Raw genomic sequence first — 22,504 nt, forward strand, 5'->3', positions numbered from 1 at the left:
GTTATATGAGGTGCCTGTGCGAGTCAATAGGCACAAAAAAACGCAGGCCAGAGCGGCCTGCGTTCATAATTGCCGAGCATGAGTGGGTGCTTAGAACTCCACCACAGCTCGGATCGATTTGCCCGCGTGCATCAACTCAAATCCCTCATTGATTTGGTCCAGTGTCAGCTTGTGCGTAATCATCGGGTCGATCTCGATTTTGCCATCCATGTACCAATCGACAATCTTGGGCACATCGGTCCGACCAGACGCACCACCAAAGGCAGTTCCGCGCCACGAGCGACCAGTAACCAGTTGGAACGGCCGGGTTGAGATTTCAGCCCCCGCCGGAGCCACGCCGATAATGATGCTTTCTCCCCACCCTTTGTGCGAAGCCTCTAGTGCGGTGCGCATGACATTGACGTTGCCAGTGGCGTCAAAGGTGTAATCAGCACCGCCCCCGGTTAGTTCGACCAGATGGGCCACCAGGTCACCGTCGACCTCTGACGGGTTGACAAAGTCGGTCATGCCAAAACGGGTGGCCATTTCCACTTTACCCGCATTCAAGTCGACGCCAACGATTTGATCTGCACCGGCCAATCGTAATCCCTGAATCACGTTCAGACCAATACCACCTAGGCCAAACACAATCGCAGTTGATCCAATTTCCACTTTAGCGGTGTTAATCACCGCGCCAATGCCGGTGGTGACGCCACAACCGATGTAACAGATCTTGTCGAACGGCGCGTCCTTGCGGACTTTGGCCAATGCGATTTCAGGTACCACAGTGTGGTTGGCAAAGGTTGAGCAGCCCATGTAGTGATGGATCGGCGTGCCATCTAACATCGAAAAGCGGGTGGACCCATCGGGCAACAGCCCTTGCCCCTGTGTGGAACGGATTGACTGACACAGGTTGGTCTTGGGATTCAGGCAGTAATCGCACTCACGACATTCCGGCGTATACAGTGGGATTACGTGGTCGCCCACTTCAAGGCTGGTCACGCCCTCGCCAACCTCGATCACCACGCCGGCCCCTTCATGGCCAAGAATAGCGGGAAAGATGCCTTCGGGGTCGTCGCCCGAACGGGTGAATTCATCAGTATGGCACAGACCTGTGGCCTTGATCTCAACCAGAACCTCGCCCGCACGCGGACCTTCCAGATTGACATCCATGACCTGTAGGGGCTGACCTGCTGCAACGGCAACGGCGGCGCGTGTTCTCATCATTTTAATATCCTTTTCCATAGAGGCCCAAAATTAGAGCGCGGCAATGACGTTGATGAAAGGGGCCGACAGTCTGCGCTCTTTTGGGTTGTCACAAGACCTAACCAAGCGAGTTAGTCCGTGCAAGTTCGACTGCCCAAATTACCATCCGTTGCTGATGCCCAATCCTACTATTGCGACAATCGGCCGGTTTCTTGCGCCATCTGGGCAGGGCATTCATTACAATTATCCAATAGCAAATCGCCCGCGTCTATTTTTTTGACGGATCTGGAGCTTTCTTTGAAGTTCCCTCTTGACCCTCCCGTCACGGGAACCTTCATATGCAGAAGGATAGAATGACTTCCAAAGGGTTTCCCATGTCCGCCAACACTCATATTACATTGCAATTGTCGGGTCTTAACTGCGCCAGCTGCGTCGGCCGAGCCGAGCGCGCGCTTGCTGCCGTGGACGGAGTAGAACAGGTTTCGGTTAATTTGGCGACGTCCACCGCTCAGGTTGATGGAAAGCAAAACCTGCCGCTGGACCATCTGACCAATGCGTTGGCTGATGCTGGTTATCCCGCTGTAGAAACACAGACCTCGTTGCGGATTGAAAACCTCAGCTGTGCTTCATGTGTGGGCCGAGCTGAGCGTGCTTTGCAGGCTGTGCCGGGAGTGATCTCGGCCAGTGTCAATCTGGCTAGCCAAAGTGCGGAGGTGGGGTATGTCGTCGGCGCCACCAGTGCAGGTGACCTTGCCAGGGCAGTAACTGCGGCAGGCTATCCAGGGCATTTTCGAGATGACGCGCTGGATGAGCAAGCCCAGACAGATCAGCACAGGGATGATGAAATTCAGCAGCTAGGACGTCAGGTTCTGATTGCCGGAATTTTGACGCTGCCAGTGTTCCTTATCGAAATGGGGGGGCACATGATCCCGGCGCTGCATCACTGGGTCGCGGCGAATATTGGCATGCAAAACAGCTACCTTCTGCAATTCGTCCTGACCTCGGCAGTCTTGATGGGGCCGGGCCGGGCGTTCTACTCCAAAGGGTTTGCTGCGTTGTTGCGGGCTGCGCCAGATATGAACTCACTGGTGGCATTGGGAACGTCTGCGGCATACGGCTTCTCCCTAGTTTCGACATTTGTACCAGCGATGCTGCCTGCCGGAACAGCCAATGTATATTATGAGGCCGCAGCGGTGATTGTGGTGCTCATACTGTTGGGCCGCTGGCTAGAGGCGCGCGCCAAGGGGCGGACGGGTGCCGCGATCCGGAAACTGGTGGGCCTACAGGTCCCAAGCGCGCTGGTGGTGAAGGATGGCAAGGCAGTTGAGACTGCGATCGAACAGATTTCTGTAAATGACCTGATCCGCACCCGTCCGGGTGAGCGCATTGCGGTGGATGGAGAAATCACCTCGGGTCAGTCCTATGTGGACGAAAGCATGATCACAGGTGAACCCATTCCAGTTGCAAAATCAGCAGGCGATCCAGTGACTGCTGGCACCGTGAACGGCAATGGCGGGCTTGAATTCAGGGCGACCAGAGTTGGCCGCGACACACTGCTGGCGCAGATTATCCAAATGGTCGAGCAGGCCCAGGGTGCAAAACTGCCGGTGCAAGGGTTGGTTGACCGCATCACTTTATGGTTTGTACCGGCTGTCATTGCGGCTGCGGCTCTGACAATTTTGACCTGGTTTTTGTTTGGTCCTGATCCGGCGTTATCCTTTGCTCTGGTGGCGGGCGTGTCAGTTTTGATCATTGCCTGCCCATGTGCCATGGGGCTGGCAACTCCAACTTCGATCATGGTAGGAACCGGGCGCGCTGCTGAAATGGGTGTGCTGTTTCGCAAGGGCGACGCGCTGCAACAGTTGCAAGAGATCAAATTGGTGGCGTTGGACAAGACCGGAACGCTGACAAAGGGCCAGCCCAGCCTGACAACATTCACCTGCGCACCTGGCTTTACCCGCGAAACTGTTTTGCCTTTGGTAGCAGCTGCAGAAACCCAATCTGAACACCCGATTGCACAGGCACTGGTGGCTGCTGCAGGCCCCGATCTTGCACAGGCCAGCAATGTTGAGGCGATCCCAGGATACGGGCTCCGCGCAGATGTTGGCGGTCTGGCGCTATTGGTCGGGGCCGACCGGCTGATGCAACGAGAAGGCATCGAAATCGGAGCCCTGGCAGAGACCGGCGCAGAATTGGCCAAGCGCGGTGAGACACCTTTGTATGCCGCAATTGACGGCAAGATAGCCGCTGTTATCGCGGTCTCCGACCCGATCAAACAAGGGACCCGCGCTGCAATTCAGGCCTTTCACCAACAGGGCCTGAAGGTCGCAATGATCACCGGAGACAACGCTGCAACCGCAGCTGTGATTGCCGCTGATCTGGGCATCGACGCGGTCAAGGCCGAATGCCTTCCGGGGCAAAAGGTCGAGGTACTAGAACAGTTGAAATCAGAACATGGTGCAGTGGGGTTTGTCGGTGATGGTATTAACGATGCCCCAGCCTTGGCTACTGCCGAAGTTGGCATTGCCATCGGCACCGGCACTGACGTCGCAATCGAGGCCGCAGATGTTGTGCTAATGTCCGGCGACCTGCGCGGCGTCGTCAATGCGCTGACTGTCAGCCGCGCCACCATGCGCAATATCCGACAGAACCTGGTTTGGGCCTTTGGCTACAATGTGTTGCTGATACCGGTGGCCGCTGGTGTTCTGTACCCCTTTGGTGGGCCGTTACTTTCCCCCGCTCTGGCGGCTGGTGCAATGGCCCTGTCCAGCGTCTTTGTTCTCAGCAATGCGCTACGCTTGCGTCGCCTGCGCCCTGCATTGGCTGAAGCACCCTCAACTCTGGACGCGGCGTTGGTCGCAAACCCTGCAGAATAGGAGGCTGGTATGAACATCGGTGACGTTTCCACCCGCTTGGGCCTACCCGCTAAAACGATCCGCTACTACGAAGACATCGGATTGATCAAACCGCTGCGCTCAGCCAATGGCTACCGCACTTTTGTTGCAGCTGACGTACATCGGCTAGCCTTTTTGGGCCGCGCCCGGGCGCTGGGCTTCACCATCGAGGATTGCCGTACCCTCATGGCGCTTTATCATGACGAAAGCCGTGCCAGCTCCGACGTCAAAGACTTGGCCAAGGACCACCTGGGCAAGATAGAGGCTAAAATTCACGATTTACAGATGATGCATGAAACTCTGAGTGAACTGGTCAATACCTGTGCCGGTGACAATCGCCCGGACTGCCCAATCCTCAGCGACCTGTCCGGCCTCAGCTCAACACTTAGCTAACGTCAAAGCGCCCAGACCTGTGTTTTACGCGGCCCTGGGCTTCTTTTTGCTGAAAATACTCAATCCAAAGGTCGCCACCAGCACGACGCTGGTGGCGGCATGGTTTAGGCAGGACGCAGACCCAAAATCTCGCGCGCCTGCTGCCAGGTCGCAACAGGACGCTCATATTTTTCACATAGCTTGGCTGTACGGGCAACCAATGCCGCATTGGACGGTGCGAGTGTCTCACGGTCCAGACGCATGTTGTCTTCCAGTCCTGTGCGGGTGTGCCCACCAGCAGCAATCGCCCATTCGTTGATCTGGAGTTGTCCAACTCCAACGCCAGCACCACACCATTGCGCATCGGGTGCCAGGCGTTTCAAAGTCCTGACGTAGAATTCAAACACTTCCTCATCCACCGGCATGGCGTTCAAAACGCCCATAACAAACTGAACGTACAGGGTACCCGCAATACGACCATCCCGGTTCATTTTCACCGCTTGGTGGATATGAGACAGGTCAAAGGCCTCAACTTCAGGCTTTACCTCATAGGTGCGCATTTCCGAGGCGAGCCAATCAACCAGGCCAGGCGAGTTTTCGTAAACGCGGGTCGGGAAATTGTTCGACCCAACGGAAAGTGACGCCATGTCTGGGCGCAGCGGCAACATGCCACCACGATCTTTGCCCGCACCGGACCTACCGCCTGTCGACAGCTGAATGATCATGCCGGGGCAATGCTTCTGCAGCCCCTCCATCAGTAGGCCAAATTTCTCTGGGTCCGAAGTCGGTGTCTCGTCATCATTGCGCACATGACAGTGAGCGATCGAGGCACCGGCCTCGAAGGATTCATGTGTGCTTTCAATTTGCTCTGCAACGGTGATCGGCACCGCAGGATTGTTCTCCTTGCGCGCGACCGAGCCGGTGATTGCTACGCAGATGATACAGGGGGTACTCATGGGATGATCCTAGATTTCAATGATGTCAAAAACACAGTTCTGTCCTCACCACGATGGCGAAAATCCAAATCTTTGACTGTCTTAATGATAAGTCCCGCAGGATGTGCATTCAATGTTTTTCATGGCTTGACCACGGTTCAATTGACCGTTGTTTGAATACCGCACAAACAGAAGCTGAATGCGTAATATCTTGGAGAATATTGGGCTGCGCAATTGAGAAATGGGGGCAGACTACGCAGATTCTCGCAACTTTCGCGTGTTTCCTGTCTGTCCGTTTCTGTTGACAGCTAAAAAATTGACTCGCTAATTTGATATTGAAGCGTTCCGGGCGGTGCTTTTGGGAGAGACCCGACCCAAGCGATTAACTCGCGACTGGTCCGGTAATGTCCGGACAACACAACGCTCATCAGAGCGGGGGAGGACAGTTTGGAAGTTTTGCAGCTGCTGGTTAGCGGGCTTGCGAACGGCTGTGTTTACGGCCTGATCGCGCTTGGGTTTGTGCTGATTTACAAAGCGACCGAGGCGGTGAACTTCGCTCAGGGTGACTTTATGATGCTGGGCGCCTTTGTGACGCTGGGCCTAACCAATGCTGAATACATGCACCTGCCATTTTGGCTGGCGGCCCCGCTGGCAATTCTGATCATGGCGGTGTTGGGCTACCTGCTCGATTACTTTGTGTTGCGCCATCTGTTTGGTCAAAGCCAGACAGCGGTTGTCATCCTGACCATTGCGCTGGGCTTTGTGATCCGTTTTGTGGCTGGGGTGATCTGGGGACATGAGCCGCAGACATTGGAAAGCCCTCTGGCATTTGGAGACGTTCACCTGGGGAGCGTAGTGCTGGGCATGGCGGATGTGGCGGTGATCATAGTGACGGTGTTGATGACGCTGTTCCTGTACCAGTTCTTTCAGCGCACTAAGCTGGGCTTGGCAATGCAGGCTGCCAGCCAGAACCAGATGGCAGCCTATTACATGGGCATTCCAGTAAAACGGGTTCAGGGGTTGATATGGGGGCTGTCCGGCGCAACTGCGGCGGTGGCGGGTATTTTGTTTGCCTCAAAGGGCGCGATAGACCCAAATGTTGGACTGTTGGGGATCAAAGCCTTTGCAGCGGCGGTGATAGGCGGCTTTGGGTCGCTCCCCGGGGCCTTGGCTGGTGGACTGATCGTTGGGGTGATTGAACCCTTCGCCTCACGTTACTTTGCTGCCGGTTATTCTCAAATCGCCCCTTACGCCCTACTATTGATTGTACTGGTGGTGCGCCCGAATGGGCTGTTCAGCCAGGTTCGGATCAAGAAGGTCTGACAGTGCGCATCCAGTTCAAAACCTCATACAATGATGATATCCGCCTGTTCCCAGATCGCTGGACGCTGGGCGTATATACAACACTGTTGGTAATGGCCTTTGCGCTGCCGCTGTTGATTGGTGAGTTCTATCTGGGTGAAGTCACCAATGTGCTGATCTGGGCCATTGCTGGGTTGGGGTTGATGCTTCTGACAGGGCAGGCGGGTCAGGTCAGTCTGGGTCACGCTGCCTTTCTGGCAATAGGTTGTTACACCAACACCATCCTGATTGAGGCGGGCTTGTCTTTTATTTTGGCCTTCCCGCTAGCTGGCGTGATCACTGGCATGGTGGGTGCAATCATCGCAATTCCTGCGCTGCGGCTGCACGGAATTTATCTGGCAATTGCGACAATTGCCCTGTCGATCTTGGCGGATGACATCATCGTGCTGTTGGATCCCTGGACCGGCGGGGTCAGCGGAAAGTTCCCGGATATGATCACAATCTTCGGGTTAGAGATTGAACGTTGGTCGATGCCGACGCGGTTCTATTACCTAGTGTTGCTAGTGACGATCCTCTGCACGCTATTCTATCGTAACTTACTTCGGTCCCCCTTGGGTCGGGCTTTTGCAGCAGTGCGCGACAGCGAGGTTTCCGCCACTGCGATGGGCGTTCATATCGCGCGCACCAAGACCAAGGCCTTTGGCCTGTCCTGCATGATCACCGGCTGGGCAGGGGCGCTGATGGGCTATTACGCAGGCGCGTTCAATAACGAGACTTTCTCGTTGGTGATTTCGATCACCTTGCTGATGATGATTGTGATTGGTGGTCTGGGGTCGATCCACGGCGCGTTCTTTGGTGCGGTGGTGGTGGCGTTCCTGCCGCAGGTGTTGTCGATCCTTAAAGGTGCGGTTCTAGGTGGAGGCGTCGCCATTCCCGGGCTGGAAACGGGTGTGTTCGGAATGATCCTGATCCTGTTCATTCTGTTCGAACCAATGGGCATTTATGGCCGCTGGCTAAAAATCCGCACCTGGTTCGAATTGTTCCCCTTTGCGCGCAAGGACATGTTCCGCCGCCAGAAAAGCTATCTGAAAACGGAGCGTCTGCGATGAGCCTGCTGAAGATCAAGGACGCGACATTGAAATTTGGCGGTGTGGTCGCTGTGGACGATCTGAGCCTGTCGGTCGAGGAGGGTGAGATTTACGCCATCGTCGGGCCAAATGGGGCAGGCAAGTCGACTGTCTTCAACCTGATTTCGCGGTTCTACCAACCGTTTTCAGGCAGCATCAGTTTTGACGGGCAGAACCTGCTGGACCGCTCGGCAGATCAGGTGGCGGACCTAGGCATCGCGCGCACGTTTCAGAATATTGAACTGTTCGACCATGCCACTGTGCTGCAAAATCTGCTGGTAGGGCGCCACCGGCATCGTAAGACCTCAATGGTCGAGGAGCTGTTCTTTGCCCCTCGTGTACGACGAGAGGAACTGGCGCATCGCGAAGCTGTAGAGGAAATAATCGACTTTCTGGATCTTCAGCCATACCGCGACAAAATGATTGCTGGCTTGCCTTACGGGGTGCGCAAAGTGGTGGAGCTGGGCCGGGCACTGGCATCAGGCCCAAGCCTGTTGCTGCTGGACGAACCGGCCTCGGGTCTATCTGTCGAAGAAACCCAAGACATGCGCTGGTGGATCGACGACATCCGCAAACAGATGGGCATCACTGTGTTGATGGTGGAACACGACATGGGACTAGTCTCCAGTGTTAGTGATCGGGTGCTGGCTTTGGCGGATGGGGCCAAACTGGCCGAGGGCACTCCGGCGCAGGTGCAGGCAGACCCCGCCGTGATCGAGGCCTATCTGGGCGCAGGTGCGGTGTAATGGGTGAGCCGCTGCTAGAAATCAAGAATCTAGAGAGTTATTATGGTCCAATCATGGCTATTCGCGGTGTTTCCTTGAAGGTTGAGAAGGGCCAGATCGTCACTGTCCTTGGTGCGAATGGAGCTGGAAAGTCGACCTTGCTAAGAACCATTTCCGGTATCATGGACCCGGAAAAGGGGCAGGTGTTGTTTAAGGGCGACGAAGTCCAGGGGCAGGAACCGCATAAGATTGTTCAACGCGGTATCGTGCATGTGCCGGAAGGGCGCGAGGTGTTCCCGCTACTGACGGTGGATGAAAACCTGACACTGGGCGCCTACACCCGCAGTGACCGGGCCGGAGTTCAGCGCGACCGTGAGATGGTGTTTGATTACTTCCCCATTTTGGCCGAACGGCGCAGTCAAGAGGCAGGCACCCTGTCCGGTGGGCAACAGCAGATGCTGGCAATCGGCCGTGGGTTGATGCTGCGGCCCGAGATCATGTTGCTGGATGAGCCCTCGCTGGGGCTGTCACCGATATTGGTACAAGAGATCTTTGCCATCCTGCGTCGGTTGAATGACGAACGGCAGGTCACGATGATGCTGGTAGAGCAGAACGCCCGCATTGCACTGGATCTGGCCGACGTTGGCTACGTGATGGAAATCGGGCGCATCGTAATGGATGGCACCGCTGACCGACTGATGCAAAGCGAAGACATCAAGGCATTCTATCTGGGCCACCAAGAGACAGGCCAACGAGGCGAACGACGCTGGAAACGTAAAAAGACCTGGCGATAGGGGGCGGAGGCGATGAATATGCAAACGGTTGAACACCCGCAGGTCACGTTGAATGGCGTCTCTTATAATGCCACGCCCGGATTGCGTCCGGTGCGGGTGGATGGCTGCGACACCATCGTCAAACTGTTTGCCGCGCGCTGCGCTGAACTCGGGCCGCGGGTAGCGCACCGGGAAAAGGATAGGGGCATCTGGAAGTCCTATTCCTGGGCTGAGTACTGGGCGCATGCGAAGTGGTTAGGGCTGGGCTTGCGTGCACTGGGATTACACCGTGGAGAGGTGGTGTCGATCCTAAGCGAAGACCGCAAAGAATGGCTTTACGCGGATATGGGAATACAGGGCGTCGGCGGAATTGCTTCGGGGGTTTATACCACTGATTCAGCGGCACAACTGGCTTACCTTCTGAATGACAGCGGCAGTCGGTTCTTGATCGTCGAGGATGACGAGCAACTGGATAAGTTCCTAGAGATCCAGGACCAAGTATCCGAGTTGGAAAAAGTCATAATACTGGAGCGTGAAGGGCTGTACGATCTGGACCATGACAGATGCCTGTTTCTTGATGACCTTTATGAGATCGGGCGGCAGTATGAGGTTGAAAATCGGGACTGCTTTGAAGACGAAATTCTGAAGTCCAAACCGGATGACATAGCTTTGCTGATCTATACCTCGGGGACCACAGGCAGGCCTAAGGGGGCTATGTTGTCACATGAAAATGTACTGGCCACCATGGAATCCAGTGCCCGGTCTCTTGAGACTTTGCCGAGTGACGAGCAGTTATGTTTCTTGCCCCTTTGTCATATCGTGGAACGCAACTTCTCAGTCTATCTCTCGCTTGCAGCACACAGCACGGTGAATTTCGCCGAAAGTCTGGAAACGGTTTTTGACAATGCGGCCGAGGTGTCGCCCACGACCTTCTTTGCGGTGCCGCGTGTCTGGGAAAAAATCTATTCCAAAGTGCTGGTAATGGCCCAAGACGCCACACCTGTCGGGCGCTGGGCATTTACTCAAGCGGTAAAGGCCGGAGCCGCGCGCGCAGATTATTTGTTGCAGGGGGCAGTGGTCCCCAACGCCGTGCACGCGCGCTATGTGTTGTGGGATTTCTTGGTGCTTCGAAATCTGCGGCGAATGCTGGGAATGGACAGAATACGGCGAGGTGGAACAGGAGCTGCACCAATCTCACCAGAGTTGTTGAAATGGTACTGGTCGATCGGTGTGCCCCTGCTAGAAGGCTATGGCATGACCGAAAACGCGGGGCTGTCGGCGTCTAATACCCTCGTATCCAACCGGGCGGGTTCAGTTGGACAGCCTGTTCCGGGTGTCACAGTTCGGATTGCGGACAACGGAGAAATTCAGACGCTGGGTACCAGCAATTTTCAGGGATATTGGCGCAACGCCGAAAAAACGGCAGAGACATTCACTGATGATGGCTGGTTGCGCACCGGCGATGTCGGGAAATTGGATGCAGATGGTTTTCTAACCATCACTGGCCGGATCAAGGACATTATCATCACCGCAGGTGGTAAGAACATTACTCCAGCTGAAGTCGAAAGCCGGTTGAAGTTCAGCCACTATATCGCCGACGCAGTCGTGATCGGGGATCAGCGCAAGTATCTGACCTGTCTGATTATGATTGATCAGGAAAACGTGGAAAAATTTGCACAGGATCGTAAGATACCCTTCAGCGACTTTGCCTCGCTCTGCGCTGCTGAACAGGTGGTGGCTCTGATCGCGGACGAAGTCGAGGTGGTGAATGGTGAGTTCGCCCGTGTTGAACAAATCAAACAGTTCCGCCTAATCAACGTATTGCTGACGGCCGAGGACGACGAGTTGACCGCCACCATGAAGCTAAAGCGTAATCTGGTGGAGCAAAAGCACAAGGCACTGATTGATCAGATGTATTGAGAATGGGAACGTACATATAACGAGAATACCATAGGGAGTACTTTGAATGACTAAAGTGACATCCGTACTGATGGCAGCGGCATTTGCCGTTGGGGCAGGCTTTGCTGTTCAGGCAGACACCCAAGGGGTCAGCGATACCGAAGTGGTGATTGGCTCGGTCAACGACCTAAGCGGCGTTTTCGCGGCTGTCGGTGTACCAGCCGTCAATGGCGCTAACCTTCGTTTTGCCGAAGCTAACGCTGCAGGTGGCGTACATGGTCGCCAAATCCGCTTTGTGGTCGAAGACAACGGCTATCAGATCCCTCGTGCGATGCAGGGCTATAACAAGCTGCTTAACCGCGACAAGGTCTTTGCCATGCTGCTGTCGCTGGGCACACCGATGAACACGGCTGGCTTCAAGCTGCTGGACCCCAAAGGGATCCCGAATGTCAGTCCTCTTTCTGCCTCGGTGCAGATGCTGCAAGAACCAGCCACCAATAAGTTTACCGGATTTTCCAGTTATTGGGATCAGGTGCAGGCTGGGGTTCGGTATCTGGCAGCTAAGTTTGAAGCGCAGGAAGTCTGTTCCATGTATATCCCATCGGATTTCGGCAAAGAGATTTCCGACAGCACCAAAGATATCAGCGCCTCATTGGGGTTGAGCTTTGCGGCAGAAACAACCCACAAGCCGGATGAGTTGGATTTTGTAGGTTCACTGACCAAGTTAAAGGCAGCAGGCTGTGATGTTGTCACCTTGGCGTTAGGGGTGCGGCAGGGCATCACCGTTGCCGGGACCGCAAAGAAAATAGGCTGGACGGACGTAAAGTTCATGAACACCTCGGCAGGCTTCTTAGGTGTCGTTGCTGCGGTTCCGGGGGGCGTAACCGAGGGGCTGTATGCTGCTGCTGGTTGGGTAGATTTGAACGCGCGCGCAGGGGATGAGGTGCCTGCCAAATTCATGGCCGACTACACGGCTGAATTTGACAAACCGGCAAGTGGATTTGCCATGCTTGGTTATACGGCCGCTGATACTCTTGTCAGGGCACTAGAAGCAGCCGGCCCGGACCTGACTCAAGATGCCTTTCTTAAAGGCATGGAGAGCCTGAGTTATTTTGATGCGCTAACGGATACTCAAGTTACCTATGCGGCAGATGATCATCGCGGCACTGATGTAGTTGTCATTTCGGTGGTTGAAAACGGCAAGTGGAAAGAGCTAAGCCGCCAATAACGGTCGAGGGCATGAAAAATATTAGGCCGGGCCTTAGGTCCTGCCTTTTGCGCTAGCTTCACCATGACCTGCGTTCTTTAGGTCTTTCGTAAAATACGACGTGAGAAAGCCGAAGAAGTAGTTTGATATGGTGCCATTTCTCGCAACACTAAGTTTGAATTACAACTTAAGAGTGTCCTTTCAACTTTATATCTTTCCGGTAAAGCGTTGAATTGAAAGCGGTGTTCCCGCTAAAGGTGAGCCGCTGGTGCCTATTTGGTGTATTTCCAGTATTGATTTTTTAACGAGTTTCTTATTTACTTATAAAGAGCAGCACTTTTTGCTGAAGTTTTCCGTGTATCCCGTTGTTTGGGGAGTTTGTTTATGACTAAGTTACTGAAAATTAATCATTTTGGGGCCTTTGGGGTTTTTGTCTGTGACGGGAAGAATATCCCCCTAGGTGCGAAACATCAGGCCTTGCTAGGGCTGCTGTCAAAAGCCGATGGGGGTATCCGAACCCGCGCTTTTTTGGAAAACACTCTGTGGAATTTGGCTCAACCTGAGCAGGCAAAGGCGAGCCTGCGAACGGCTCTCAGCACCCTGCGCCGCCATCTTGGAAAAGAGGCATCGCAGCTGCTGACGGCCAATCGTGAGCGTGTCGTGCTGGATCTGGATCGCGTTGAAATTCTAGGCAATCAGGGTAGCGGTGAATTCATGGAAGGCTTTGAACTTCCCCATGAGGCATTGTTTCGTGAATGGCTGATCCAAGAGCGCGAAGGCGGCAACTATGACATTCCGCGTCGTCGCGCAGAAGTCGGCGGGGGCAGGGATTATAACCGAGCCGTTCTGGACGAGTTGCTGCCCCGGATCGCTGTGCTCCCCTTTGTCTACCGCGCACCCAGTAAAGGCACCACGCCATTGGGGTCGATGTTGTCAGAAGAATTGGTTCGGCATCTGTCTCGTAGTCAGGCGTTTTCGGTAACCTCTTACCTCGCTTCGCGCCAGTTTGATCCTATGTCGGTTAGCCCAACCGAAGTCGCCTCGATCGCTGGTGTAACCTATTTGGTGTCAGGGGTCGTCTATGTGAAAGGGCAGGAATTCCGTCTCAAGGTTGATTTCCAAGATGCCCGTCGTGAACGGGTTCTTTGGTCGCGTGAATACAATGGTTCATTGGCTGATCTTATGGCGGGTGATTGTGATGCTCTGCAGGCAGTGTCGCAACAGATTGGGCAAACCGCTATAGGGGAATCTGTTCGTCAGGTGAAATTCAAGCCCTTGGCAAATCTGGACAGCCATACTTTGCTGATGGCCGCGATCTCCCTGATACAGGATATGCGCCCCGACCAGTTCAACGCGGCCCAAGATCTGTTGGGCGTGTTGCTTCAACGAGAGCCAGGTCACCCATTGGCACTGACCTGGATGGGGTTCTGGCATGTGATGCGCGTCCAAAAGGGATTGTCGAATGATCGACAGCTGGATACTCAGCTGGCAACCCATCTGGCCGCCAGCGCCTTGAACGTCGATCCAGCATTCTCCTTGGCCCACACGCTGAAGGGAATGATCTCAAGCCACCTTTTGTTTCGATTTGATCTGGCGCAAAAGTCATACGATTTAGCGCTAGAGGATAACCCGAACGAAGCTTTGGCCTTGCTGTTGATGGGCGCTATGCGTGCGTTTCAGAATGACCCGGACGAAGCCGTGGAATTCACCGATGCGGCACGACGGCTGACACCTCTTGGACCACAGCGCTATTATTTCGATTCAGTTTCGGCGACGGCACAGCTTTCCGCCGGCCACTTTGCCCGCGCGTTGGCCTTGGCAGACCGGTCCCTGATGGAAAACCGTGACTACCCGTCCACATTGCGGACCAAGGCCATAGCACTGGAACTTTCCGGTCGTGGAGAGGAGGCCCGAGAGGTGGTGCGTGACCTGCTAGAGGTATCGCCGGACTTTACCCTAAGCCGGTATCTTAACGAGCATCCTGCCGCGATTTCATCGAGTGGTCGAGGCTGGACCCGTGCATTGCGAGCAGCGGGCGTTCCGGAATAAGTAGTGTGTCTTCTACTGGTGGGGTGCAAACCCTACCAGATCCCAATCATCTCAGTGACAAATATGGCTGAACTGTGAGCACTAAATTCACTGTTTGGGCTTGCCAAATACCAAAACGGCATCGTTCAGTTCACTAGATCGGGAACCCGGCGCCCAGTAAAAAGGCCCCGGAGCATTTGCTCCGAGGCCTTTTAATTTTTAGAAGCGGCGCCTTAGTGCGCTGGCGCTTTATCCCAGTCTTCCTGCTTTGGCAGGATCTCAAAGGTGTGCTCTGGTGGAGGTGACGGCAGGGTCCACTCCAGTGTGTCAGCATATTCATTCCAGTAGTTGTTCTGAGTGATCCGAGCACCACGCAACAGGGCGTGAATTACGATACCAAAGAACAGGATGAACGAAGCAAACGAGATGAACGCACCGATCGACGAGACATAGTTCCAAGTGGCGAATGCCTCAGGGTAGTCGATATAGCGACGTGGCATGCCCTGGCGACCCAAGAAGTGCTGTGGGAAGAAGGTTACGTTGGCACCGATGAAGAACATCCAGAAGTGAATATGTGCAAACGTCTCGTTGTACTGGCGGCCAGTCATCTTGCCGAAGTAGTAGTAAACTCCAGCAAAAATCGCGAATACAGCGCCTAGTGACATCACGTAGTGGAAGTGCGCAACAACGTAGTATGTGTCGTGGTAGGCACGGTCTACTGCGGCCTGCGACAGAACTACACCGGTTACACCGCCAACGGTGAACAGGAACAGGAAGCCAAAGGCGAACATCATAGGTGCTTTGAACTCGATCGATCCGCCCCACATGGTGGCAATCCAAGAGAACACTTTAACACCAGTCGGGACCGCAATGACCATGGTCGCCAGCATAAAGTAGGCCTGTTGGTTTAGCGACATACCAACGGTGTACATGTGGTGTGCCCAAACAACAAAGCCCAGAACACCAATTGCGATGATCGCCCAAACCATTGGCAGGTAGCCAAACACTGGCTTGCGCGAGAAGGTTGCGATGACGTGAGAGATGATACCAAAGCCTGGCAGAATCACGATGTACACTTCGGGGTGACCAAAGAACCACAGGATGTGCTGATACAGGATCGGATCACCGCCACCGGCAGCGTCGAAGAAGGTGAAACCAAAGTTACGGTCCATCAGCAGCATGGTGATCGCGCCAGCCAGAACAGGCAGCGACAGCAGGATCAACCAAGCGGTGACAAAGATCGACCAGCTGAACAGTGGAACCTTGAACAGGGTCATGCCCGGGGCACGCATGTTCAGGAAGGTGGTGATCATGTTGATCGCACCTAGGATCGACGATGCACCCGATACGTGGACCGCGAAGATCGCCAGATCCATCGACATGCCACCTTCGTTGGTGGACAGCGGTGGGTACAGAACCCAGCCAACACCAGAACCAAGCTGATCGTTGCCACCAGGGCTAAGGATCGAAGCAACACCCAGTGCGGTACCGCCTACATAGAGCCAGAAGCTGAGGTTGTTCAGGCGTGGGAATGCCATGTCTGGCGCGCCAATTTGCAGCGGCATAAAGTAGTTACCGAACCCACCAAACAGTGCAGGAATAACCACAAAGAACATCATCAGAACGCCGTGATATGTGATCAACACGTTCCAAAGGTGGCCGTTCGGAGTACACTCCATGGCCGAGTCAGCGAACATACGTGCGCCTTCCATGCACATGTACTGAACGCCGGGTTCCATTAGCTCAAGCCGCATGTAAACGGTGAATGCGACAGAGATCAGACCGACGAGAGCCGAAACGATCAGGTAAAGAATGCCGATATCTTTATGGTTTGTGCTCATGAACCAGCGGGTGAAAAATCCCCGCTCGTCAGCATGATCGTTACCATGAATGGCTGCGTCTGCCATTTGGTGCCTCCTGTTATATGGCGAAAGGCTCCGAGAGCGGACTCCGGGCACCTTGATTCAGAAGGTTTTTAGAGTGGGTGGGCTGTGCCTTCAATGGCGGAGTTTGATATAGATCAAGAAAAATTGACGCGCCCCCCCTTCATGGAGCTTGAAAATGCCCATCAATGCACCATTGGGTACGCAAAAATGTGTTTTTCCCGCCCCCCTGTAGCTTTGAAGCAGTATGCAAGGCAGAAGAGTATGGTACTGGGTTTCAACTAGGCGCCGAATTTGGGCCCGCGACCACAAGGAATGATCAGATGTATGACCCCGACAATATCTTCGGTAAAATCTTGCGCGGTGAAATCCCATCAACGCGTGTCTATGAAGATGACGATACTCTGGCGTTTATGGATATCATGCCGCGCGCCGAAGGGCATGTGCTGGTTATTCCCAAGACCCCCTGTCGGAATATGCTCGACGCGTCACCTGAGCAGGTTGCCGCCGTCATGAAGACAGTTCAGATATTGTCACGTGCGATGATGGTTGCCTTTGAAGCGGATGGTATCACTCTGCAGCAGTTCAATGAGGCCGCAGGCGGGCAAGAAGTTTTTCACCTGCATTTTCATGTACTTGCTCGTCACGAAGGGGATCGCCTTTGGGCGCCGGGGAATATGGGTGATCAGGCAAAAATTCAGCAAAACGCCATGAAAATTAGAGCCGCGATTTCCGATCTTCAGATTAATGTGTGAAATGATCTAACTTTCACCCTTTTGATAGTGTCGTGCCGACGGTTAATACCATTATAGGCTGAGCCGGTCCTGCTGCACAAATTGGTTGAGAGGATTGTCGCGTGATTCCAGCATGAAAGCTTGAGGCATGAGTAATTGGGTCCCTACAAAGTACAAGACCACGAACTGGTCGACTTACAACACTGCATTGAAGCGTCGTTGATCGCTAGCAATCTGGATTGATCCCGAGATGGTCTGGGTTTCGCCGCCGAACGGCAAACGCGGTCGACGTCAGCAATTCACTGGCACCGCAATCCAGGCCTGCCTGACACTGAAGGTCTAGTTCGGCATGCCGCTTCGGCTGACGACAGGCTTTGTTGAGAGCTTTCTGAGGTTGGTCGGGTTGGACTGGGCAGTGCCGGATTTCAACAGCTTAAGCCGACACCAGAGGACACTGAAGGTGAGCCTGCCGTATCGCGGCTCCAAGGGCCCGCTGAACCTGGTTATCGAAAGCATCGGCATCAAACCGGGAGAGAAGGTGAATGGAACGCACGAAAGCACGGTGGTTCGAGACGGCGTATCTGGCGCAAGATACACATCGGTATCGACCAAGAAACACTGGTGGTTCGGGCCATCGAGGTTACGACGAGCGCAGGAGCAATCGCTAAAAACGAAGCTGTGCGCGTCAAAATATCTGGGCAGAGCACTGTGGCGGAAAGTGACTCGTTTCCACCGCCGACGCCGCGTCGAAACAAAGATGCATTGTGTGAAACTGCTCGGTCAATCGCTCATGGCTAGGGACTTCGAAAGGCAGGTTGCGGAGATCCAAATTCGCATCGCTGTGCTCAACCGCTACACGGCAATTGGTACACCTGTCACAAAACCTGTAGGATAAGTCTATCCGGGGTAAGGGGAAGTTTGGCCCTCATGCGGTTTGCGCAACAAAGCCTCATGTTCCGTTAGTAAGAATGGGCCCGCTTCCATCTTGCGACGAAAGTCGCAAGCTGCTCAAATAAGCGTCGAACAGGACGCTGATCCACAACTGGCCGCATTGCTACAGGCAAGCCACGATCTAACGATGTGCCATGACGGTGCAGGATTCAGGACGGTGCAGGATTAAAGGCTGATCTGCATTGGCTCGTGAATGATTGGCGTCGCCATGTCGATGGGCCTTCAAAACCAGTTATTTATTTGCATGGCGATGCTGATCAGGTGACCTCGGTCGAACAGCTGCAACGCGCAATGGCGGGGCGTAGAAATGTGCAAGTGCGACTTTGTCGGGATGACGGATCGACGCTGCTCTATTCTCGGCCTGAACTTGTGCTTGCTGCGCTTGAGGAGCTGGCAGGCAAGTAAGCTGGGCAGACTTCTCAAGTATCCTTAGGGTGAGTTGAAAACCTGCTCAAAGCTGCTTCGCAAGGCGACGTCAACATCATTCATGCGGACGGGCAGGCCTAAATCAATCAGGCTGGTCACCCCATGTTCCGTAATTCCGCAGGGTACAATGCCGTCAAAGTGGCTTAGATCGGGATCTAGGTTGATCGATATACCGTGAAAACTGATCCATTTCCGTAACCGGATACCGATTGCAGCAATCTTGTCTTCGGTCTTGGCTCCGGTGGCCATCAGCGGTTTGTCATCCCGCTCTACCCAGACCCCGACCCGGCCTTCGCGAATATGGCCGGTGACATTGAACTGATCCAATGTCAGGATCACCCATTGTTCCAGCTGTTTCACAAACTTACGCACGTCATGCCCACGTTTGCCCACATCCAGCATGACATAGATCACCCGCTGGCCCGGCCCGTGATAAGTATACTGGCCGCCACGTTTGCTCTCATAAACCGGGAACCGATCCGGATCGGTCAGGTCCTCGCGCTTGGCCGATGTCCCAGCTGTGTATAAGGGCGGGTGTTCGACCATCCAGATGCATTCTTCCGCCTCTCCGGCGGCAATCGCGGCGGCGCGGGCCTCCATGAACTCCACTGCCGCGTCATAGTCGGTCAGCCCGTCACTGGTGATCCATTCAACCATGTCTCAGACCTCAACCTTGCCATTGGCCACTTTTTGCAGGATCTCGGCATATTGCGCCGCGCCTTGCGCACCGCTGATCAGATATTGCTTGTCGAAAATCATCGCAGGCACACCCGTTACACCTTGTTTCTGCCAAAAGGCCTGCTTTTTGCGCACTTCACCCGCAAAGCGCTCGCTGTTCAGCACCTCTCGCGCCTCATCTGCATCCAACCCGGCCTCATTCGTTGCCGCAATCAGAACCTCGGGGTCCGACACATCTTTGCCTTTGCTGAAATACTCCACAAACAGGATCTGCTTTAGCTGCGTTTGCAGGCCCTTCTCGAATGCCCAGTCCAACAGCTGATGTGCTTGGAATGTATTCACCATCCGCATCTCATCAGTGAAGTTAAACGCAAACCCCAGCGAGGCACCCAGATTCGTCAACCGTAGGCGAGCGTCTACGGATTGCTCCTTGCTAATCCCATATTTCGCCATCAGATGCTCGCGCAGGATTTCCCCCTTGGCCGCCATATCCGGGTTCAGCTCAAAGGGATGCCAACGCAGTGCCGCCTTCATGCCGGTCTGTTTCAAGGCATCTGACAATTGGCGAAAGCCAACAACACACCAGGGGCAAACAACATCCGAAATGATGTCGACTTGGACAACGCGCGACGGGGCAGTGTTGGTCATGACAATTCATCCTCTGACATCAGGGCGGGGCACCGCAAAGTTGTCTGAGACATAAGGGATTTTGGGCGCGGATCAACCAGAATGAAAAAGGCGGCGTTTTTGCTCTTCACAAGTTCCCGGCCCTCGTCTATATCGCGCTTTACCAAGCCTAGACAGTGCGGTCGTGGCGGAATTGGTAGACGCGCAGCGTTGAGGTCGCTGTGGGGTAACACCCGTGGAAGTTCGAGTCTTCTCGACCGCACCAAACTAGCGCATCAGCGCTAAAGGTAGTCTCTTTCTGAACGTCGATAATTCGGACAACCAATTTCATTCTGACTTCACGCACTGGTCTAACTAGGACACGCGTCAGTGCTCAGTTTCTTCCGGTTTCTCTACGGTAAGAAAGAAATGGTCCGGCGAGGTACCCTCTGTGAACCGCTCGACAATTTCGTTCGGCACCGATTCCGGTCCGGCCAAAAATACATTTGAACCAAACGCTGGCAAAAGCCGGGACAGGCTCTGGTAGCGAGAAGAGTTCAGCGTGATGTAAAACGCTTGCGGCTCTGGCTGCGCTAACAGCTCTTTGATTTTTGAGCGGTGGCAGGCAACCGAATGGGCATGGGCTGCCGCAATTTCTGGATCGGCCATCAATCGGTCCCATTCCGCTGCCAACGTCGGGATCATTCTCTGAATTGATCTGTCCTCGGTGGTGTTGTGGTTCATCCGAAACCAATATGCGCCACCCTGATCGCGGTCCACATGGTTGACCCGACCTCGATCGCGCTTCACCAAGAAACTTTGGGTAGAACGCACAGCGTAGTGGTTCAAGCTCACCAGGTCATAGCCGACAGTGTCCTTGTTAGAGCGCCAGCCTGAGCGAAATTCCTTCTTTGGCATTTCCTGCCCGGAACCGTTGACCCAGTTCAGATACCCCGCCGCAGCCCCATCCAACCCCTTGGGGCGATGAACCCCAAGTTTCTTGAAAATACCGTTGTTCTGGTAAAGCGTTTTGAATCCCCAAGCCTGATGTGGCCGAGACGCGCTTTTGGCTGCGCAGCGGGTAAACTGGCGCAACAGGAAATCGTCTTCGTAAGTTTCCAGATCGGAATTCCCGAACAGCCGCCACGTGCAGGAAATCATGTTTGCCTGCCCAACAGCCGCAAACAAATCTTGCAGATGCCCGTCACCCACATGAACGTTGATGAATTCATCCACGTCCATGGTCATTAGCCAGTCGGCGTTTTTAACAGTCTCCATCTGTTCAGCGGCGCGAAACCCGGCGTGCTGTGGCTTTAGGTTCATCTCTCGAAACGGATTGGGGTAGTGTTCCACGATCCCCCGTTTCGCCAACAGGTCGAGAAAGCTGTCGGTGCCATCAGTGCAATCGTTGGTAAAGACAATAATGTCGGTTACCCCGATGACCCGGTGATAAGCGATCCACTCCAACAGGAATGGCCCTTCGTTCTTCATTGCAGTTACCAGCACAACTTTATTACCGCGTTCAGCAGCAGGGACGGAAACTAGTTTCGGGTCGATTTCTGGTTCGGGCACTCGGAACGGATTATAACCCAATGTGTTGCGTGAAAAATCGAGTAGTTCCGTGTTTTCACGTAAACTGCTTTTGGGGGCGATCTGCGCCGGGGCAGCATTCGGGTGGCGCATACCGGAGAAACGCCAAAGCTGCTTGTCAGGCGCGGCCTGCGCTTCTAATCCGATGATCCGGTGGGGGCGCCATACGTGCGGAATATTGCGCCTTTGAACAGGGCAAAATACCCAACGCGAAAAAGACGCCTTCAGATCAAAGGGGGTACAGATGTGATCACCCGGGCTGGGTTCGCCACTATTGGGCAACTTCCACGCAAAGGCGCGCTGCCCAGTGAGTGTTATAAGCGGATCGGGACGGGCAGCGCGCGCTGCATCATAAACAGTGCAGTCTCCGGGCTCTGGCGGAGCAAGCCAGTCCGACAAATCCAGGTACGCAATCCCGGAGGCCCGTGTAAACAATGCATCGCGTGCTAATTCCAACAGAATTTCATCACTAAACCGTGCTCGCCAAGGGTCCGGTACTGGCGGTTCCATCCGGCCTTTCCCCGGCGCATCAGGGGCATATATCAGATGTCGTTCATCACCTTCACCAATGCGCCCAGTTGGTCCCGGCAGGTCCAACACAACGATCCGCTGCATCTTAGTGGGGGACTGTTTCAACACATCAGAAAACCGTGCGAAAAAATCACTGCCCTGACCATTCGGGCCCAGTCTGTTCAGAAAAAGCGCGGCCGTCGCGCCATGATATAGGGCGTGATGGGCCAACCAGGTGCAAATATACGCAGGATCGGCCAATGGATTGGCTGCCGCGTCACCTTCATCAGCAGGTATGGATAACGCCTGGTTCAGGGTGCTGAGCAGGCAATCCTGCCCGGTGAAAAGATCGCTGCGCGATGAAAAGAGCGGCACTGTTAAAGGCACGCCGTCATAGCTCAGGCTCAATGCGTTGGCCGTTGTATCAGTAACCGAACCGTAGACAGATAGCCCCGCAGTGCCGTGCAACGGGATCACTTTGTTCGCAGTGAACCCGGAATTTTCAATTTTCAGCTTACCGGCTTGGGCAGAGTGGTTGAAATATACACGGACCCCACCGATCCCGTCCCCCAACGCAGCCAGCGCAGCGACATTGTCGTGCCGTGCAGGTTTCAACGTCATGTGCACCACTTCGGTTTTCCCCGAAAGTGTCGTCGACAGTTCGATCATAGTTAGGTCT

Annotated in this window: 17 protein-coding genes, 1 tRNA gene and 1 pseudogene; 13 read left to right on the forward strand and 6 right to left on the reverse strand. The window is 54.4% G+C overall.

The features are described from left to right. Positions 1–90 precede the first annotated feature (90 nt). A complete protein-coding gene (locus tag DL239_RS14340) occupies positions 91–1,203 on the reverse strand; it encodes an S-(hydroxymethyl)glutathione dehydrogenase/class III alcohol dehydrogenase (RefSeq protein WP_167684826.1) in 1,113 nt (370 codons plus the stop codon). Positions 1,204–1,559: 356 nt separating this feature from the next. Between DL239_RS14340 and DL239_RS14345 the strand changes: the two genes are divergently transcribed. Further along, positions 1,560–4,061 (forward strand): heavy metal translocating P-type ATPase, encoded by a 2,502-nt coding sequence (locus tag DL239_RS14345; RefSeq protein ID WP_167684827.1) that lies wholly within the window; start codon positions 1,560–1,562, stop codon positions 4,059–4,061. 9 nt (positions 4,062–4,070) lie between these two features. Next, complete coding sequence (cueR, locus tag DL239_RS14350) at positions 4,071–4,472, forward strand: Cu(I)-responsive transcriptional regulator (RefSeq protein WP_167684787.1); 402 nt, start codon at positions 4,071–4,073, stop codon at positions 4,470–4,472. Positions 4,473–4,576: 104 nt separating this feature from the next. Here the strand turns inward: cueR and DL239_RS14355 are convergent, their stop codons facing one another. After that, entirely contained in the window at positions 4,577–5,407 is an 831-nt protein-coding gene (locus tag DL239_RS14355) for a 3-oxoadipate:acetyl-CoA acetyltransferase (protein ID WP_167684788.1), read from the reverse strand. A 426-nt stretch (positions 5,408–5,833) separates the two neighbouring features. Here DL239_RS14355 and DL239_RS14360 point away from each other — a divergent pair, with 426 nt between their 5' ends. From DL239_RS14360 to DL239_RS14390, 7 genes are all read left to right on the forward strand, one after another. After that, a complete protein-coding gene (locus DL239_RS14360; protein ID WP_167684789.1) occupies positions 5,834–6,709 on the forward strand; it encodes a branched-chain amino acid ABC transporter permease in 876 nt (291 codons plus the stop codon). Positions 6,710–6,711: 2 nt separating this feature from the next. Continuing rightward, positions 6,712–7,797 carry a branched-chain amino acid ABC transporter permease gene (locus DL239_RS14365; RefSeq protein WP_167684790.1) on the forward strand — a complete coding sequence of 362 codons (1,086 nt, stop codon included), beginning with the start codon at positions 6,712–6,714 and terminating at the stop codon, positions 7,795–7,797. Continuing rightward, on the forward strand, positions 7,794–8,561 hold the full coding sequence (locus tag DL239_RS14370; RefSeq protein WP_167684791.1) for an ABC transporter ATP-binding protein: 768 nt from the start codon (positions 7,794–7,796) through the stop codon (positions 8,559–8,561). The genes DL239_RS14365 and DL239_RS14370 overlap by 4 nt, the downstream gene beginning before the upstream one ends. Beyond that, a complete protein-coding gene (locus tag DL239_RS14375; RefSeq protein ID WP_167684792.1) occupies positions 8,561–9,334 on the forward strand; it encodes an ABC transporter ATP-binding protein in 774 nt (257 codons plus the stop codon). The genes DL239_RS14370 and DL239_RS14375 overlap by 1 nt, the downstream gene beginning before the upstream one ends. 12 nt (positions 9,335–9,346) lie before the next feature. Continuing rightward, positions 9,347–11,233, forward strand: a complete 1,887-nt coding sequence (locus DL239_RS14380; RefSeq protein ID WP_167684793.1) for an AMP-dependent synthetase/ligase — start codon at positions 9,347–9,349, stop codon at positions 11,231–11,233. Between the two features lie 46 nt (positions 11,234–11,279). Continuing rightward, positions 11,280–12,440 (forward strand): ABC transporter substrate-binding protein, encoded by a 1,161-nt coding sequence (locus DL239_RS14385; RefSeq protein WP_167684794.1) that lies wholly within the window; start codon positions 11,280–11,282, stop codon positions 12,438–12,440. A 363-nt stretch (positions 12,441–12,803) separates the two neighbouring features. Beyond that, positions 12,804–14,468, forward strand: a complete 1,665-nt coding sequence (locus DL239_RS14390) for a transcriptional regulator (RefSeq protein ID WP_167684795.1) — start codon at positions 12,804–12,806, stop codon at positions 14,466–14,468. A gap of 212 nt (positions 14,469–14,680) precedes the next feature. Here the strand turns inward: DL239_RS14390 and ctaD are convergent, their stop codons facing one another. Beyond that, a complete protein-coding gene (ctaD, locus tag DL239_RS14395) occupies positions 14,681–16,354 on the reverse strand; it encodes a cytochrome c oxidase subunit I (protein WP_167684796.1) in 1,674 nt (557 codons plus the stop codon). Positions 16,355–16,653: 299 nt separating this feature from the next. On the opposite strand from ctaD, the gene DL239_RS14400 reads away from it, so the two are divergent. The 3 genes and pseudogenes from DL239_RS14400 to DL239_RS14410 all read left to right on the forward strand — a co-directional run bounded on the left by DL239_RS14400 (position 16,654) and on the right by DL239_RS14410 (position 18,420). After that, positions 16,654–17,085 carry an HIT family protein gene (locus DL239_RS14400; protein ID WP_167684797.1) on the forward strand — a complete coding sequence of 144 codons (432 nt, stop codon included), beginning with the start codon at positions 16,654–16,656 and terminating at the stop codon, positions 17,083–17,085. A 127-nt stretch (positions 17,086–17,212) separates the two neighbouring features. Beyond that, positions 17,213–17,959: pseudogene (locus DL239_RS14405) on the forward strand (IS5 family transposase). 245 nt (positions 17,960–18,204) lie between these two features. Beyond that, entirely contained in the window at positions 18,205–18,420 is a 216-nt protein-coding gene (locus DL239_RS14410) for an alpha/beta fold hydrolase (protein ID WP_167684798.1), read from the forward strand. A 24-nt stretch (positions 18,421–18,444) separates the two neighbouring features. Here the strand turns inward: DL239_RS14410 and lipB are convergent, their stop codons facing one another. Next, positions 18,445–19,098 (reverse strand): lipoyl(octanoyl) transferase LipB, encoded by a 654-nt coding sequence (lipB, locus tag DL239_RS14415; RefSeq protein ID WP_167684799.1) that lies wholly within the window; start codon positions 19,096–19,098, stop codon positions 18,445–18,447. 3 nt (positions 19,099–19,101) lie between these two features. Beyond that, positions 19,102–19,767 carry a DsbA family oxidoreductase gene (locus DL239_RS14420; protein ID WP_167684800.1) on the reverse strand — a complete coding sequence of 222 codons (666 nt, stop codon included), beginning with the start codon at positions 19,765–19,767 and terminating at the stop codon, positions 19,102–19,104. A 157-nt stretch (positions 19,768–19,924) separates the two neighbouring features. Here DL239_RS14420 and DL239_RS14425 point away from each other — a divergent pair. Continuing rightward, positions 19,925–20,011, forward strand: a tRNA-Leu gene (locus tag DL239_RS14425). A gap of 101 nt (positions 20,012–20,112) precedes the next feature. On the opposite strand, the gene DL239_RS14430 is transcribed toward DL239_RS14425, so the two are convergent. Next, a complete protein-coding gene (locus DL239_RS14430; RefSeq protein ID WP_167684801.1) occupies positions 20,113–22,494 on the reverse strand; it encodes a glycosyltransferase family 2 protein in 2,382 nt (793 codons plus the stop codon). Between the last annotated feature and the right edge of the window lie 10 nt (positions 22,495–22,504).

Source organism: Parasedimentitalea denitrificans (assembly GCF_011813015.1).
Taxonomy (GTDB): domain Bacteria; phylum Pseudomonadota; class Alphaproteobacteria; order Rhodobacterales; family Rhodobacteraceae; genus Parasedimentitalea; species Parasedimentitalea denitrificans.